The following is a 14,741-nucleotide window of genomic DNA, read 5'->3' as shown; positions in this document are numbered from 1 at the left end:
TTGTTGCCAATAATTTGCAACAGCGAGAAGATTGCAGCGGGATGGTCCGGGTCGGGGCGGCGGGGCCCGGCCCGACCGGCCCCGCTGCCGCCGGTCGGTCAGGTCGAGGCGACCAGTTCCCGCTCCGCCGGCCGCGCCGCGGCCTGCCGGCGGGCCAGTCGCAGGGCGGCCAGCAGCACGCCCAGGCCGGCCAGGGTGACCGCCGCGCCCGCCCAGATCGGGGCGGTGTAGCCGAGCCCGGCCGCGATCGTCGTCCCGCCCACCCACGCGCCGAGGGCGTTGCCGACGTTGAAGGCCGCGATGTTCGCCCCGGAGGCCAGCGTCGGCGCCTGGTGGGCGTACCTCATGATCCGCATCTGCAACGGGGGAACGGTGGCGAAGCCGAACCCGCCCATCAGCAGCAGCGAGGCCACGGTGAGCGGCCGGCTGCCGGCGGTCAGGGCGAAGAACGCGAGCACCACGGTCAGCGCCGCGAGCACGACGACCAGGGTGCGCGACAGCGACACGTCGGCGGCGCGACCGCCGAGCAGGTTCCCCACGAACAGGCCCACCCCGAAGAGCACCAGCAGCCACGGCACCGTCCCGGTGGCGAAGCCGCTGACCTCGGTCAGGGTGTACGCGATGTAGGTGAACGCGCCGAACATGCCGCCGAAGCCGAGGACGGTCACCGCGAGCGACAGCCACACCTGCGGATGGGTGAAGGCGCGCAGCTCGCCGCGGAGCCCGTCGGCGGGGCGGTCGGCGTCGCCGGTCGGGCGGGCCGGGACGAGCAGGGCCAGGCCGGCGAGCGCGACCACGCCGATGCCGGTGATCGCCCAGAACGTCGACCGCCAGCCGAGATGCTGGCCGAGGAAGGTGCCGAACGGTACGCCGAGCACGTTGGCCGTGGTCAGCCCGGCGAACATCAGCGCGATGGCGCCCGCGCGCCGGGCCGGCGCGACCAGTCCGGCGGCGACCACGGCGCCGATGCCGAAGAACGCCCCGTGGCAGAGCGCGGCCACGATCCGGCCGGCCATCATCACGCCGTAGCCGTCGGCCAGGGCGGAGAGCAGGTTGCCGATGATGAAGAGCACCATCAGGCCGAGCAGCACCGGCTTGCGCGGCAGCCGGGTGACCGCCGCGGTCAGCGCCACGCCGCCGATCGCGACGCTGAGCGCATAGCCGGAGATCAGCCACCCGGCGACCGACTCGGTCACCGCGAAGTCGGCGGCCACCTGGGGCAGCAGCCCCATGATCACGAACTCGGTGAGGCCGATGCCGAAGGCGCCGACGGCCAGCGCGAGCAGTCCACCGGGCAGGGACCGGTTCCGTCCAGACATGGTCTTCCGTTCCAGGAGAGAGGCAGAATAGCTGGCGCATGCAACTACACGCGGAAGCAACGAAATAGTTGCACGCGCGGGATAACGGCGCAAGCCTGCTAGGCTGGGGGTCGACCAGGTCACACCGCGAGGAGGTCGGATGGGCATCGGCGACGACGCCGTGGAGGTCCGCGCACAGGGCTGGCGCACCCTCGCCGCGCTGCACGGCCTCATCGAGGCGTCCCTGGAACGCGCGCTCCAGGCCGGGCACCAGCTCTCCGTGGTCGAGTACACGGTGCTCGACGCGCTCTCCCGCCAGGACGGCTGGCACATGCGGATGCGGCAGCTGGCCCGGGCCGCCGCGCTCTCCGACAGCGCCACCACCCGGCTGGTCACCCGCCTGGAGGACCGCGGCCTGCTCACCCGGGTCCTCTGCGCCGACGACCGACGCGGCATCTACACCGAGCTCACCCCCGCCGGGTGCGAGCTGCTCGCCCAGGCCCGGCCCACCCACGACCGGGTGCTGGCCGAGGCGCTGGCCGAGGCCGAGGCCGCACCGGAACTCGCCCCGCTGGTCGACGCGCTGCACCGGCTCCCGGCGTCCCGCTGACCCGCCGATCCGCCGATCCGCCGTTTCGCCGCGCCGTTCCGCCGCGCCGACCCGCCGTTTCGGCAGCGCCGAGCCGGGGCACATGCCCGACAGGGGATCGTCGAGAGGGGGTCGTGATGGCGGATACGACGACGCCGGCACAGGTGCGTCCGTCCGGTCCAGCGTCCGACGGGGGAGGTTCGCGCCGCAACGCCAGGCAGGCCGGGGGGCCGCCGTTCCGGAAGCCGCGCTGGCCCCGGGCGTACGCGTTCGCGCTGGTGACCGGGGCGCTGTTCCTGTTCTCCTGGATCGGCCAGTTCGTCTTCCAGGCGGTGGCGGAGAGCAACGAGGCGAGCCAGCACGGTCAGTCCTTCGCCTGGGCGGACTTCCTGCCGCAGTTCCTCGCCTCCACCTTCGAGAACTGGCAGTCCGAGTTCCTCCAGCTGATCTGGCAGGCGGCCGGCCTGGCCCTGTTCTACTACTGGGGCTCCTCCCAGTCCCGCGAGTCCGACGAGCGGATCGAAGCCAAGCTGGACGCGCTGCTGCGCGAGCGCGACCTGGACCCGGAGAACCCGTGACGTGTGGGCGGCGCCACGGCGCCGCCCGTTGACCTCAACCTCGCTTCACCTCCGAGGCTTGACCGCGTCGGCGAGCGATGTGGAGGGTTGACATGCGGGTGATCGAGGTGGCGACGTTCGGCGGGCCGGAGGTGCTGGCCCTGACCGAGGCCCCCGAGCCGGTACCCGGTCCGGACGAGGTCGTGGTCGAGGTGTCCGTCGCGGACGTGCTCTGGGTGGAGACGATGATCCGACGCGGGCAGGGCGGCGAATACTTTCCCGTCCGGCCGCCGTACCGGCCGGGGGTCGGGGTCGCCGGCACCGTCGGCGCGGTCGGCGCGGGGGTCGACCCGGGCTGGATCGGCCGGCGGGTGGTCACCAGGACCGACGAGCGGGGTGGCTACCTGGAGCGCGCCGTGGTGCCCGCCGAGGGGCTGGTGCCGGTGCCCGACGGGGTCTCCCTGCCGGCCGCGGCGGCGCTGCTGCACGACGGGACGACCGCGTTCGGCCTGCTCGACCTGGTGCCGGTCCGCCCCGGGGACCACGTGCTGGTCACGGCCGCCGCCGGCGGCCTCGGCGTGGTGCTCGTGCAGGAGGTCCGCGCCCGAGGCGGGTTCGTCGTCGCGGCGGCCCGGGGCGCGGCCAAGCTCGACGCGCTGCGCCGGCTGGGCGCCGACGTCGTGGTGGACTACGCCGAGCCGGACTGGACGCTGCGGGTCCGGGCCGCGACGGACGGCCCGCACGTCGTCTTCGACGGTGCCGGCGGCGACTACGGCCGGGCGGCGTTCGACCTGGTGCGCGACGGCGGGCGGTTCTCCGCGCACGGCACCCCGGCCGGGGAGTTCGCGGTGCCCGCCGCCGAGGCCGCGCGCGCCCGGGGCATCACCGTCACCGGCATCGGCGACGTCCAGTTCACCCCCGAGCAGGCGCGCCGGCACCTGCGGGCCGCGCTCGACGCCACGGCGGCGGGGCGGATCGCGCCCCTGGTCGGCCAGACCTTCCCGTTGCACCGGGCCGCCGACGCCCATCGGGCGATCGAGGAGCGTGCCGCGATCGGCAAGACGCTGCTCACCGTCTGACCGCCGGGCCCGCCGGCCGTCCCGGCCACCGGTGGTGCCGCGCCGCCGGCCGGCGTACGGTACCAAGATCGGCAGGCGGGGCGGCCCGGTTCCGGGGCGATCCGGAGGTGTCGGCACGCGACCGCCGCCGCCGCGCCAGCGTGACGTGCAGGAGGCACCGATGCAGGACCGCACCCCGCGCCCCGAGGACCTGGAGCCGATCGAGCGGGCGAGCGTCGACGAGCTGCGGGCGGTGCAGCGGGAGCGGCTGCGCTGGTCGCTGCGGCACGCGTACGACAACGTGCCGCACTACCGCCGCGCCTTCGACGCCGCCGGGGTGCACCCCGACGACTGCCGGGACCTGGCCGACCTGGCCCGCTTCCCGTTCACCGGCAAGGCGGAGCTGCGGGAGAACTACCCGTTCGGCATGTTCGCCGTGCCGCGCGAACGCATCGCCCGGCTGCACGCCTCCTCCGGCACCACCGGCCGGCCGACGGTGGTCGGCTACACCGCCGACGACCTGCGGACCTGGGCCCGGCTGATGGCCAGGTCGATCCGGGCCGCCGGCGGCCGCCCCGGCGACCGCGTGCACGTCGCGTACGGCTACGGGCTGTTCACCGGCGGGCTCGGTGCGCACTACGGCGCGGAGGAACTGGGCTGCACCGTCATCCCCGTCTCCGGCGGGATGACCGAACGCCAGGTGATGCTGATCCGGGACTTCGAGCCGGAGGTCATCATGGCGACCCCCAGCTACCTGCTCGCGATCGTGGACGAGATGGAGCGGCAGGGGATCGACCCGCGCGCCACCTCGCTCCAGGTCGGTGTCCTCGGCGCGGAGCCGTGGACGGAGGACATGCGCCGGGAGATGGAACAGCGCCTCGACATGCACGCCGTGGACGTCTACGGCCTCTCCGAGATGATGGGCCCGGGCGTGGCCAACGAGTGCGTGGAGACCAAGGACGGGCCGCACCTGTGGGAGGACCACTTCTATCCGGAGATCGTCGACCCGGTCACCGGGGAGGTGCTCCCCGACGGCGAGCGCGGCGAGTTGGTGCTCACCTCGCTCACGAGGGAGGCCATGCCGGTCGTCCGCTACCGCACCCGCGACCTGACCCGGCTGCTGCCCGGCACCGCCCGCCCGATGCGCCGGATGGAGAAGATCACCGGGCGCAGCGACGACATGATGATCGTGCGCGGGGTGAACGTCTTCCCCACCCAGATCGAGGAGCTGATCCTGCGTACGCCGCAGCTCTCGCCGCACTTCCAGTGCGTCCTCGGGCGGGAGGGGCGGATGGACACGCTGACCGTCCGGGTGGAGCGGCGGGCGGGGGTGGCCGCCGAGGCCGCCGAGCGGGCCGGCGGCGCGCTGGTCGGGCTGGTCAAGAACACGATCGGAGTGAGCGTGGCGGTCGAGGTGGTCGCCCCGGACGGGGTGGAGCGGTCGATGGGCAAGATGCGGCGGATCGTCGACCAGCGGCGGGGCGGCTGACATGGCGGGGCGCAACGCCGCGTACGAGATGTTCGACGCCGACGCGGCGTCGAAGGGGCTCGGCATCGAGCTGGTGGACGCCGCCGGCGGCGCGGCGGTGGCCCGGATGCGGGTGACCGGTGCGATGGTCAACGGCCACGCGATCGCCCACGGGGGCTTCGTCTTCCTGCTCGCCGACACCGCCTTCGCGCTGGCCTGCAACAGCCACGGTCCGGTCACCGTCGCCGCCGGCGGCGAGATCACCTTCGTCCGTCCCGCCCGCGAGGGCGACCTGCTGACCGCCCGCGCCACCGAACGCACCCGGTACGGCCGCAGCGGCATCTACGACGTCACCGTCACCCGAGACGGCGGCGAGGTGGTCGCCGAGTTCCGGGGCCGCAGCCGCACCCTGCCGCCGCCCGCCGGCTGAGCCTCGCGCCGCCGCCGATGCGCCCCACCTCGCCGCCCCCACGAGCCTTACCGGCGCGGCTAGCATCGGGGCGGTGCGAGTTCTGGTGGTCTCCGCGCCGTTGATCGGGCACGTCTTCCCCCTGCTGCCGCTGGCCGCCGCGCTGCGCGACGCCGGGCACGAGGTGCTCGTCGCCACCGCCGCCGACGGCCTGCGGGCGGAGCAGTCCGGGCTGCCGGTGCGCGATGTCGCGCCGGCGTTCGACTTCGGCCGGATCGCCCGGGGCGTCATGCTGCGCCACCCGCTGATCGCCCGGGCCGAGCTGGCCGGCACGGCCGGCACCCGGGGCGCGGCGCTGCTCTTCGGCGCGGTCAACGACCAGATCGCCGACGGGGTGGTCGCCGTCGCCGCGCGGTGGAAGCCCGACCTGGTGGTCCACGAGCCGTTCGCGGTGGCCGGCGCGCTCGCCGCCGCGACGCGCGGCGTGCCCGCCGTACGCCAGGAGAACGCCCTCTTCGACGGCCGGGAGCTGGTCCGGGTCACCCTCGCGCGCCTGGGCGGGGCCCTGCGCCGGCACGGCCTGACGGAGCTGCCGCCCCCGGCCGCCGCGATCGCCGTCGCCCCGCCCAGCGTGCGGCACCAGGACGGCTGGCCCATGCGCTACGCCGCCCACACCGGCGGCGGCGAGCTGCCGGGCTGGCTGCGCGAGCCGGGGGAACGCCCGCGGGTGCTGGTCAGCCGCAGCACCGTCGCCGGCCCCGGCAGCGCCGGGCCGATGCCGGCGGTCGTCGCCGCCGCCGACCGGGTCGACGCCGAGTTCGTCCTGGTCCGCCCGGACGCACGGCTGGCCCGCCGGGCGCTGCCCGGCAACGTGCGCACCGTCGACTGGATTCCGCTCGCCGAGGCCCTGCCGGCGAGCGCGGCGCTGGTCCACCACGGCGGCGCGGGCAGCGTCTTCACCGCGCTGACCGCGGGGGTGCCGCAGCTGGCCACCGTCGGGCCCGGCGACCGGCGGCACAACGCCGAGCTGGTGGCGGCGCGCGGCGCGGGAATCGCGGTCCGGGCCCGCGACATCACCGCCGACACCCTGACCCGGCTGGTCGGCGATCCGGCGCTGCGCGACGCGGCGAGGCAGGTCAGCGCCGAGATCGCCGCGATGCCGGGGCCGGCGGAGCTGGTGCGCCGGCTGGAGTCGCTGGGCTGACGCCGTCCCGCCCGCGCGGCGGCCCGTTCCGGTCGGGGGTGTGAGGCAGGATGCCTCCATGGGACATGTCGTGCTGTTTCACTCCGTCTACGGGCTGCGGCCGGCCGTGCTGACCGCCGCCGACCGGCTGCGCGCCGCCGGGCACACGGTCGTCACCCCCGACCTCTACGGCGCGCCGGCCGCGGCGACGGTGGAGGACGGCTTCGCCCTGCTCGGCAAGATCGGCCAGGAGGCCGTGCTGGACCGGGCCCGGGAGGCCCTGCGCGAGGCGCCGGCCGACGCGGTGCTGGCCGGCTTCTCGATGGGCGCGGGGGTGGCCGGCGCGATGCTCGCCGAGCGCCCCGACGCGGCGGCGCTGCTGCTGCTCTCCGGCGTCGGCGGCGAGCCGGAGTCGGTCCGGCCGGGCCTGCCGGTGCAGCTGCACCTGGGCGACCCGGACGACTACGACGCGGAACCGGAGGTCGCGCAGTGGCGGCGGGCGATGACCGACGCCGGCGCGGAGCTGTCCGTCCACCGTTATCCCGGCGTCGGGCACCTCTACACCGACCCGCACCTGCCCGACCACGACGCGACGGCCGCCGCGCAGACCTGGGAGCGGGCCATCGCCTTCCTCGCCGACCGCTGACCGGACCCCGGCGGGGCGGGCCGTCGGCCCGCTGAGCCGCCCCGGGCTTGGGCCAGACCGGGCCGCTCAGCTGAGGCGGGCCAGGTCGTCGGCGGAGAGCCGGATCGCGCCGGCCGCCACGTTCTGCGCCAGGTGCTCCGGGTCGCCGGTGCCGGGGATGGCCAGCACGTGCCGCCCCCGGTGCAGCGTCCAGGCCAGGCGGACCTGGTGCGGGGTCACCCCGTGGGCGCGGGCCACCGCGCGCACCGCGTCGTCGTGCTCGCCGGTCGCGCCCGCCTCCCGCCCGGCGCCGGCGATCGCGAAGAACGGCACGAAGGCCACTCCGCGCTCGCCGCAGACCCGCAGCAGGTCGTCGGCCCACCGGTTCGTGTCGAGGGCGTACGCGTTCTGCACGCAGACCACCGGTGCGACGGCCTGCGCCTCGTCCAGGTGGTCCACCCGCACGTTGGACAGGCCGAGGTGCCGGATCAGCCCGGCGTCGCGCAGCTCGGCGAGGGCGGCGAAGCGCTCCGCCACCGAGTCCCGCCCCTCGCGCCGGACGATCCGCAGGTTGACCACGTCCAGGTGGTCCCGGCCGAGGCGGCGCAGGTTCTCCTCCACCTCCCGGCGCAGCTCGGCCGGGGTCAGCTCCCGGTGCCGGTTCGCCGCGTCGAACGACGGCCCGACCTTCGTGGTGATGACCAGGTCGTTCGGGTACGGCGCGAGCGCCTCCCGGATGAGTTCGGTGGCGTACCGGCGCGGTCCGGTGCCGACGCCGAGGGGCCCGCCCGGCGAGACGTAGAAGGCGGCGGTGTCGATGTGGTTGACGCCGAGCTCGACCGCCCGGCGCAGGACGCGGAGGGCGCGCGCCCGGTCCGGGTCGGCGGTCAGCCGCATCGACCCGAAGCCCATCCGGTGCACGGTGCGGTCGCCGAGGGTCCAGGTGCCGGCGGCGGAGGCGGTGATCTCTTCGACAGGCATCAGGCGAAGCTAGCCAAGGGGATCCGGCCCGCGCACTCGGTCAGCCGCCCGATACCGCCCGGGGCCGGCACCGGCTTAACATGGATCGTGGGGGAAGAAGGCCCTCCGTCACGCCGCCGCCGACGCCCCGCGCGGCAGCCCCCACGCCGACCGCCATTCGCGGCGCCTCCGCCAGTCCGACCGTGCCGGCCGGGCCGACGGGGCGCGGTCGCGTTCGACGGGCACGGCGGAGGACGGGGCGGCCCCCGACGCGGTTACGGCCGCCGCGGCGAGCCGGCGGGCCGGCGCCACCGGATCCGAGGGCTGCCCGGCCCACCCGGCGATCGCGGCCCGCACCGCCCTCGGCAGCCGGGCGCATGCGACCTCGCGCAGCACCGGGTCGGCGACCGCGTACCCGCCGCCGGCGCGGCCGACCAGCAGGCCCGAGGCGGCGAGGGCGCGTAGCTCCGGCACCGCGCGGGCGGGCGACCAGCCGAGCAGGTGCCCCACCGCCGACGCGGTGACCCCCGCGCCGAGGGCAGCGACGCCGAGGGCCGCCACCGCCGTCAGCGCCGCCCGCCGGACGCCGTCGAGGCGGTCCAGCCGGGCGTCCACCTCCCGGCGCACCGGCTCGGGCACGGGCGGCACCGCGGTCGGCGCCACGTCGGTCGGCGCCACGTCGAGCGACGCCACGTACGCGGCGGCTCGGCCGGGGTTGCCCCCGACCAGCGGCAGCAGGCGCGCGGCCTCCGCCGCCGGCCGGTCGGCCCGGCGCAGCAGGTGACGCAGCAGCCGGCCGGTCTCCACCGGGCGCAGCGGCGGCACGTCCAGCCGGTGCCGGCGGTCCCGGGCCCCGGGCAGCACGTCCGCCCACTCGGGACGGTGCAGCACCACGACCGCCAGCGGCAGGGACCGGGCGGTGGCCGCCGCGAAGAGCCGGTGCAGGAAGCGGTTCAGCTCCCCGGTGGCCCGGTCGAGGTCGTCCACCGCCACCACCAGCGGCTCCCGGGCGGCGAGCGACAGCAGCACCTCCCGCGCCACCTCGGCGCCCCGCGCGGCCTCACCGGCGGCGTCCGGGCCCGCCAGGAGTCCTTCCAGCGCGGACACCGCCTCGGTCAGGCCGGCGGGCGGCACCAGGCCCGCGAGGGCGGCGGCGAGCCGACGGCGTACGACCGGAGGTGGGTCGTTCGCGCGGAGGCCGGCGGCTCCGCGTACCAGGTCGGCGACGGGCGCCAGGGCCTCCGGGCACGGCGGGCAGTGCGCGACGCACCAGCGCACCGGCACGTCGTCCACGGTCGGGACGGCGTGCCGCAGCTCTTGCAGCAGCCGGCTGCGCCCGCTGCCGGCGGGACCGACCAGCGACAGCCAGCGCGGGCTGCGGTCCCGCACGGCGCGGACGATCAGGTCCCGGGCGGTGGCGAGTTCCCGCCGTCGCCCGACCAGCGGGCCCTCGTGCGGGGCCGGGGCCGGCCGGGTGGCGCCGGTGGCGTGCCACACGTCCACCGGCAGCGCCTTGCCCGCGAGGGCCACCGGCGGCACGCGGCGCTGGTCGATCAGCCCCACGGTGGCCCGGTGGGTGGCCGCGCAGAGCGCCACCCCGCCCGGCGGGGCGTACTCCTGCAACCGGGCGGCGGTGCTGGTCACCGCGCCGCTGGCCGCGCCGTGCCCGCCGTCGTGCGTCGCGGCGAGGTCCACCAGCGCCTCACCGGTGGCCACCCCGACCCGGACCCGCAGCCGCGGCGCGCCGGGCACGGGACGCCGGTCGAGGGCCCGCTGGATGTCCAGCGCCGCCCGCACCGCCCGGTACGCGTCGAACCCGTCGGACTCGCGCGCGCCGAACAGCGCCATGACCGCGTCGCCGACGTACTTCTCGACCACCCCGTGCCACCGGCGCAGCACCCCGGCGACGGTGGCGAAGTAGGCGCGCTGCAGGGCCCGTACGTCCTCGGGGTCGAGCCGGTCGACGAGCGCGGTCGACCCGACGATGTCGGCGAACAGCACGGTGACCATGCGTCTCTCCTCCGGTGCCGGCCAGCCTGCCGACGCGACACGTTGCGGACCGGCGACGATGGTGAGCATGGGCATCGCACCCGCCTTTCCCCCCGTTGCCTGCCGACGCCTCGGAGACTGTCACCTGTGGGTCGACGGGGGATCTGCAGAACGACGTATGTCGGCCAGCCGCAACCTCCGGTCGCAATGTCGACGCGACGGGTACCACAGGGGCAGAAGACCCGTAGAACGGTGCGCGGACGTGTGACTAGGCTGCGTGCCATGGCCAGCGATGTGGACGCCGCACCGCTCGTCGGCCGGGCCGACCTGGTGACGACGGTACGGTCCGCGCTGCTCGACGAGGTCGCGCAGGGGCACACCGCCGCCGTCTTCCTCACCGGCGAGAGCGGCGTGGGCAAGACCCGGCTGCTGCGCGAGGTGGGCGCCCGGCTGCGCGACGCGGGCGCCCTGGTGCTCACCGGCTCCTGTCTGGACATCGGCGACGCGTCCCCGCTGCACCCGCTGCTGCAGGCGTTGCGCCGCTTCGACGCCGAGCTGACCGGCTCCCACGCCCGGACGTCCTCGGCCGTCCGCGGCCTCCTGCAGATGTTCGCCGACGAGACCGCCGGCCCGGACGGCGCCGGGGCGCTGCTGGAGCGGGTCTCCCGGGGGCTGCACCTGATCGCCGAAGGGCGCCCGCTGGTGCTCGTGCTGGACGACCTCCAGTGGGTCGACCGCAGCACCCGACAGTTGCTGCTCTATCTGCTCGCCGGCCTCGGCGACCTCCAGTTGTCCGTGCTCGCCGCGGTGCGGGCCGAGTCGTTGCAGGGCGCGCACCCGCTGCGCCGGGTGCTCACCGAGCTGCGTCGGCTGCGCTCGGTGCGGGTGCTCGACCTGGTTCCGTTGGACCGGGCCGGCACCGACCAGCTCGCCGCCGCCGTGGTCGGCCGACCGCTCGCGCCTGAGGCGGCGGAGCTGGTGTGGCGGCGCAGCGGCGGCAACCCGTTCGTGGTGGAGGAGTTGGCCCGCGACCTGCGCGACGGCCGGGACGGCCTCTCCGACACGCTGCGCGAGATCTTCCTGGCCCGGGTCGACGCGTTGCCCCAGCACGCGCACGCCGTGGTGCACGCGGTCGCGGCCGGCGTCGAGCCGGTGGAGCACTGGCTGCTGGCGCGGGTGACGCGGCTGCCCGAGGACGAGCTGATCGAGGCGGTCCGCGCGGCCGTCGCGCACCGGCTGCTGGTGGGCGCGGACGACGGCTACCGGCTGCGGCACCGGCTGGTCGCCGAGGTGCTGGAGCACGAGCTGCTGCCCGCCGAGCGGGCCGCCCTGCACCGCCGCTACGCCGAGGCGCTCACCTCGGCCCCGGCGGAGCTGCACCAGGCCCGCCTGGCGCACCACTGGCGGCTGGCCGGTGAGCCGGCGCGGGCGCTGCCGGCGGCGACGGCGGCGGCCCGGGAGGCCGAGCGGCTGCACGGCTGGGCCGAGGCGCACCGGCACTGGTCGGTCGCGTTGCAGCTGGCCGGCTCGCCCGGCGTGGGTCCGCTGGACGTGGACCGGGTGACCCTGCTGGAGCGCGCCGCCGAGGCCGCCCACCACTGTGGCGAGCACGCCCGCGCGCTGACCCTGCTCGAGGAGTTGGCCGGCTCCGGCGCCGACCGGTCGACCTGTGCGCTGCACATCCGGCGGGCCCGCTACCTGGCCGCCGCCGGCCGGTCGGCGCTCGCCGAGGCGGAATACCGGCGGGCCCTGGAGGCCGCCGACTGCACGCCCCGGGAACGCGCCACCGCCGCCGCCCACCTGGCCGAGCTGCTGCTGCACCTCGGCCGGTACGCCGACGCCGGCCGGCGGGCCCGGGAGGCGCTGAAGCTGTCCGCCGCGGTCGAGGGCTCCACGTCGGAGGTCGTGCTGGCCAGCGCGGCCCTCGGGTTCTCCGAGGCGTACCTGGAGGACCCGGACGCCGGGCTGGCGGTGATGCGCCGGGCGCTGGAGACCGCCGAGCGCTCCGGCCGCCCCGAGGACGTGGCCTGCGCGTACCTACACCTGGCCGAGCTGTTGACCGGGCCGCTGAACGTGCTGGAGGAGGGCGTCGTCGTCGCCCGCCGGGGTGCCGAGCGGGTGGCCGAGCTGGGCCTCGGTCGCACCTGGGAGACCCGGCTGCTGGCCATCGCCACCAACGGGCTGTTCCGCGTGGGCCAGTGGGCGGAGGCGGAGAAGGTCGTCGCGGCGGCGCTGCGGCACCGCCCCTCCGGCGCGGACGCGGTCGAGCTGCTGCTGGCCCGCTGCCGGCTGTCGGTGGGCTACGGCGACATCGCGGCCGCCGACCGCGACCTGGATGCCGTGGCCACGGTGCTCGCCGGCGGCGGGGCGCGGCACGTGATTCCGTTGCTCACACTGCGGGCGGGGCTGGCCATGTGGCAGGGCCGGCACGACCTCGCCCGGCAGGCGGTGCAGCGCGGCCTGACCGAGAGCCGTTCCGACGACGTGGGCATCCTCGCCGCGCTGGTGTGGCACGGCCTGCGGGCCGAGGCGGAGGCGCACGCCAGCCGGACGATCGCGGTGGACGAGACCGCGGTGCGGCGGCTGCGGGAGGTGGCCGACCGGGTGGCCCGCAAGAGCGAGCACGCGGCCCGCCCGGTGCGCGATGTGGTCGACGGGTTCCTGGCGCTGTGCGCCGCCGAGGTGAGCCGCCTCGACGGCAGCGACCCGGAGCTGTGGGCCCGGTCCGTGGCGCAGTGGGACCGGCGCCACCACCCCTACCCGGCGGCCTACTCGCGGCTGCGTCAGGCCGAGGCGCTGCTGGCCCGGCGCAGCCGCAGCGCCACGGCGGGCAAGCTGCTGCGGCAGGCGTACCAGGTGGCGCAGGGGCTCGGCGCGGTGCCGTTGACCTCGGAGATCCGGACCCTCGCGGGCCGGGCCCGGGTGGCGCTGGAGGACCGGCCGGTCGCGGGTGAGCCGACCGCCGGCCCGGACGGCGACGAGTTGGCGGTGCTGACCGCGCGGGAGCGGGAGGTGCTCGCCGCCGTCGCCGAGGGGCTGACGAACCGGGAGATCGGCCAGCGGCTGTTCATCAGCGAGCGGACCATCGGCGTGCACGTCTCGCACATCTTCGACAAGCTCCAGGTCCGCACCCGGGTGCAGGCCAGCGCCATCTTCCTGCGCAACCGGCCCACCTGACGCGCGTACGGATACGTCGTTCTACTGATCCGGCCGACGGTCGTCGGCTGGCAGGCTGTGCAGCGTCGCCGACGGCACGGGGTGCCGGGAACCACTGTGGAGGAGAGATGACGGAACCGGTGTGGGGGCCCGTGCATCGGGACGTCGTCGACCTGCTCGCCGACCACCCCGCCGACGTGCCGGCGGTGGTCGACCACCTCACCAAGCTCCAGGACCTGCTGGTCCGGCTGCCTCCGCTGGAGGCGAGCTGCCCGCTGGCCGACTTCAACAAGCTCTATCTGACGATCACCGAGAACGTGCTGAACGGGCTCTACGACGACCGGTTCTCCGACCCCGTGTTCCTGTCGCGCCTCGACGTGGAGTTCGCCGCGCGCTACTTCGACGCGATGCGGCTGTGGACCGACTCCAGCCCGGGCACGCCGAAGGCCTGGACGTGCCTGTTCGAGCGGATGCGCGGGCCGGACGCCCGCCCGCTGCCGTCGGCGGCGGCCGGGGTGAACGCGCACATCAACTTCGACCTGCCGTTCGCGCTGGTGACCACGTTCGACAGCCTGGAGTCGGAGCCGGTCGACGGCACCGAGCAGCATCGCGACTACCTCGAGATCAACAACATCTTCGCGGACAAGATCCCCGGCCTGCGGCGCGGCTACCTGGAGCGGTGGCAGCTGCTCATCGACATGCTCAACGGCGACATCGACGACTGGTACCAGGGGGAACTGGTCGAGTACACCCGCGACGTCGCCTGGCGCAACGCGCAGAAGATCTGGCGGTGCCGGCACGACCCGGCCGCCCACGAGTGTGAGCGCGCGCGGTTGGACGACACCGCCGCGGCGCTCGGCCGGCTGCTGCTCTCGCCCCTCGGGGCGTTCCTGCAGTAGCCGGGACGGGGGGTCCCCGCGCTCCGCACCGGCACACGGCGGAGCGCGGGGACGCGTCCGCGCCGCGCCGCGCGCACGGCCGCCCGTCGCCGCCCCGCCCGCCATCCGCCGAGGCCGGTCGGGCGCGCCGCCGGCCGCGCCGGGTGGCGCGCTCAGGGGCGTTTCGACCTGCTGCGGTACGCCGCGGCGGCTGCCCGGTTGGTTACAGCTCGCAGCAGACGCGCTGCCGGGCCGACACCCGGGACGACCGGGCGGCCTGGCTGGCCGGGCGGCTGGCACCGGCCGGCTGAGGGCGGCGCCGACGGCGGCCGGGCCCGGGGGGTGCCCGGCCGAAGTCGGCGCGCGGCGGGCGGGTCCGGGGGGTGCCCGGCCGCCGTGGCCGCCCGGCGGGCGGGCCGTGGTCGGGGGTTGGGGGGAGGGCCGGCCGGCTCGGGGGGTGTCGGCCGGTCCGCGCGGGGTACGCCCGCGCCGGCCGGTGTCGGCCGGTCCGGCCGGCGTCCCCGGCCGGCCCGTCCGTCCGGGAGGCCTCCCGCCTCGTGGAAGGGCGCTC

Annotated in this window: 12 protein-coding genes; 9 read left to right on the top strand and 3 right to left on the bottom strand. The window is 76.3% G+C overall.

Annotated elements, in window-relative coordinates:
* Positions 1–98 precede the first annotated feature (98 nt).
* Positions 99–1,319, bottom strand: coding sequence for an MFS transporter (locus tag ACZ6Q9_RS25960; RefSeq protein ID WP_393448652.1), 1,221 nt, complete (start codon positions 1,317–1,319; stop codon positions 99–101).
* Positions 1,320–1,458: 139 nt separating this feature from the next.
* On the opposite strand from ACZ6Q9_RS25960, the gene ACZ6Q9_RS25955 reads away from it, so the two are divergent.
* The 7 genes from ACZ6Q9_RS25955 (at position 1,459) to ACZ6Q9_RS25925 (ending at position 7,208) form a co-directional block, all read left to right on the top strand.
* A complete protein-coding gene (locus tag ACZ6Q9_RS25955; protein WP_363707415.1) occupies positions 1,459–1,908 on the top strand; it encodes a MarR family winged helix-turn-helix transcriptional regulator in 450 nt (149 codons plus the stop codon).
* Positions 1,909–2,024: 116 nt separating this feature from the next.
* The gene (locus ACZ6Q9_RS25950) at positions 2,025–2,465 is read left to right on the top strand and encodes a DUF6766 family protein (RefSeq protein ID WP_396829944.1); all 441 of its coding nucleotides are present in this window, start codon (positions 2,025–2,027) and stop codon (positions 2,463–2,465) included.
* A 92-nt stretch (positions 2,466–2,557) separates the two neighbouring features.
* Positions 2,558–3,523 carry a zinc-binding dehydrogenase gene (locus tag ACZ6Q9_RS25945; protein ID WP_396829945.1) on the top strand — a complete coding sequence of 322 codons (966 nt, stop codon included), beginning with the start codon at positions 2,558–2,560 and terminating at the stop codon, positions 3,521–3,523.
* Between the two features lie 160 nt (positions 3,524–3,683).
* Entirely contained in the window at positions 3,684–4,991 is a 1,308-nt protein-coding gene (gene paaK / locus ACZ6Q9_RS25940) for a phenylacetate--CoA ligase PaaK (protein ID WP_396829947.1), read from the top strand.
* A 1-nt stretch (position 4,992) separates the two neighbouring features.
* On the top strand, positions 4,993–5,400 hold the full coding sequence (gene paaI / locus ACZ6Q9_RS25935; RefSeq protein ID WP_396829948.1) for a hydroxyphenylacetyl-CoA thioesterase PaaI: 408 nt from the start codon (positions 4,993–4,995) through the stop codon (positions 5,398–5,400).
* A gap of 73 nt (positions 5,401–5,473) precedes the next feature.
* Complete coding sequence (locus tag ACZ6Q9_RS25930; protein ID WP_396829949.1) at positions 5,474–6,583, top strand: nucleotide disphospho-sugar-binding domain-containing protein; 1,110 nt, start codon at positions 5,474–5,476, stop codon at positions 6,581–6,583.
* A gap of 58 nt (positions 6,584–6,641) precedes the next feature.
* Positions 6,642–7,208, top strand: a complete 567-nt coding sequence (locus ACZ6Q9_RS25925; RefSeq protein WP_393448661.1) for a dienelactone hydrolase family protein — start codon at positions 6,642–6,644, stop codon at positions 7,206–7,208.
* A 66-nt stretch (positions 7,209–7,274) separates the two neighbouring features.
* Here ACZ6Q9_RS25925 and ACZ6Q9_RS25920 read toward each other — a convergent pair whose 3' ends face one another.
* Entirely contained in the window at positions 7,275–8,168 is an 894-nt protein-coding gene (locus ACZ6Q9_RS25920) for an aldo/keto reductase (RefSeq protein ID WP_393448664.1), read from the bottom strand.
* 108 nt (positions 8,169–8,276) lie between these two features.
* Positions 8,277–10,157: an AAA family ATPase gene (locus tag ACZ6Q9_RS25915; RefSeq protein WP_396829952.1), complete on the bottom strand. Its 1,881-nt coding sequence runs from the start codon at positions 10,155–10,157 to the stop codon at positions 8,277–8,279.
* Positions 10,158–10,418: 261 nt separating this feature from the next.
* Here ACZ6Q9_RS25915 and ACZ6Q9_RS25910 point away from each other — a divergent pair, with 261 nt between their 5' ends.
* Together ACZ6Q9_RS25910 and ACZ6Q9_RS25905 are read left to right on the top strand one after the other, a co-directional pair.
* Positions 10,419–13,313, top strand: a complete 2,895-nt coding sequence (locus ACZ6Q9_RS25910) for a helix-turn-helix transcriptional regulator (RefSeq protein WP_396829954.1) — start codon at positions 10,419–10,421, stop codon at positions 13,311–13,313.
* A gap of 107 nt (positions 13,314–13,420) precedes the next feature.
* Positions 13,421–14,191 (top strand): DUF5995 family protein, encoded by a 771-nt coding sequence (locus ACZ6Q9_RS25905; RefSeq protein WP_393448673.1) that lies wholly within the window; start codon positions 13,421–13,423, stop codon positions 14,189–14,191.
* Positions 14,192–14,741 lie beyond the last annotated feature (550 nt).

Source organism: Micromonospora sp. NPDC049139, assembly GCF_055586845.1.
This window is presented reverse-complemented; position numbering and strand designations above follow the sequence as displayed.

What these genes read in the sequence shown, in the direction of transcription:
- ACZ6Q9_RS25960 (WP_393448652.1), bottom strand. Translation starts at nt 1,319, where the DNA reads ATGTCTGGACGGAACCGGTCCCTGCCCGGTGGACTGCTCGCGCTGGCC.
- ACZ6Q9_RS25955 (WP_363707415.1), top strand. Translation starts at nt 1,459, where the DNA reads ATGGGCATCGGCGACGACGCCGTGGAGGTCCGCGCACAGGGCTGGCGC.
- ACZ6Q9_RS25950 (WP_396829944.1), top strand. Translation starts at nt 2,025, where the DNA reads ATGGCGGATACGACGACGCCGGCACAGGTGCGTCCGTCCGGTCCAGCG.
- ACZ6Q9_RS25945 (WP_396829945.1), top strand. Translation starts at nt 2,558, where the DNA reads ATGCGGGTGATCGAGGTGGCGACGTTCGGCGGGCCGGAGGTGCTGGCC.
- paaK (WP_396829947.1), top strand. Translation starts at nt 3,684, where the DNA reads ATGCAGGACCGCACCCCGCGCCCCGAGGACCTGGAGCCGATCGAGCGG.
- paaI (WP_396829948.1), top strand. Translation starts at nt 4,993, where the DNA reads ATGGCGGGGCGCAACGCCGCGTACGAGATGTTCGACGCCGACGCGGCG.
- ACZ6Q9_RS25925 (WP_393448661.1), top strand. Translation starts at nt 6,642, where the DNA reads ATGGGACATGTCGTGCTGTTTCACTCCGTCTACGGGCTGCGGCCGGCC.
- ACZ6Q9_RS25920 (WP_393448664.1), bottom strand. Translation starts at nt 8,168, where the DNA reads ATGCCTGTCGAAGAGATCACCGCCTCCGCCGCCGGCACCTGGACCCTC.
- ACZ6Q9_RS25915 (WP_396829952.1), bottom strand. Translation starts at nt 10,157, where the DNA reads ATGGTCACCGTGCTGTTCGCCGACATCGTCGGGTCGACCGCGCTCGTC.
- ACZ6Q9_RS25910 (WP_396829954.1), top strand. Translation starts at nt 10,419, where the DNA reads ATGGCCAGCGATGTGGACGCCGCACCGCTCGTCGGCCGGGCCGACCTG.
- ACZ6Q9_RS25905 (WP_393448673.1), top strand. Translation starts at nt 13,421, where the DNA reads ATGACGGAACCGGTGTGGGGGCCCGTGCATCGGGACGTCGTCGACCTG.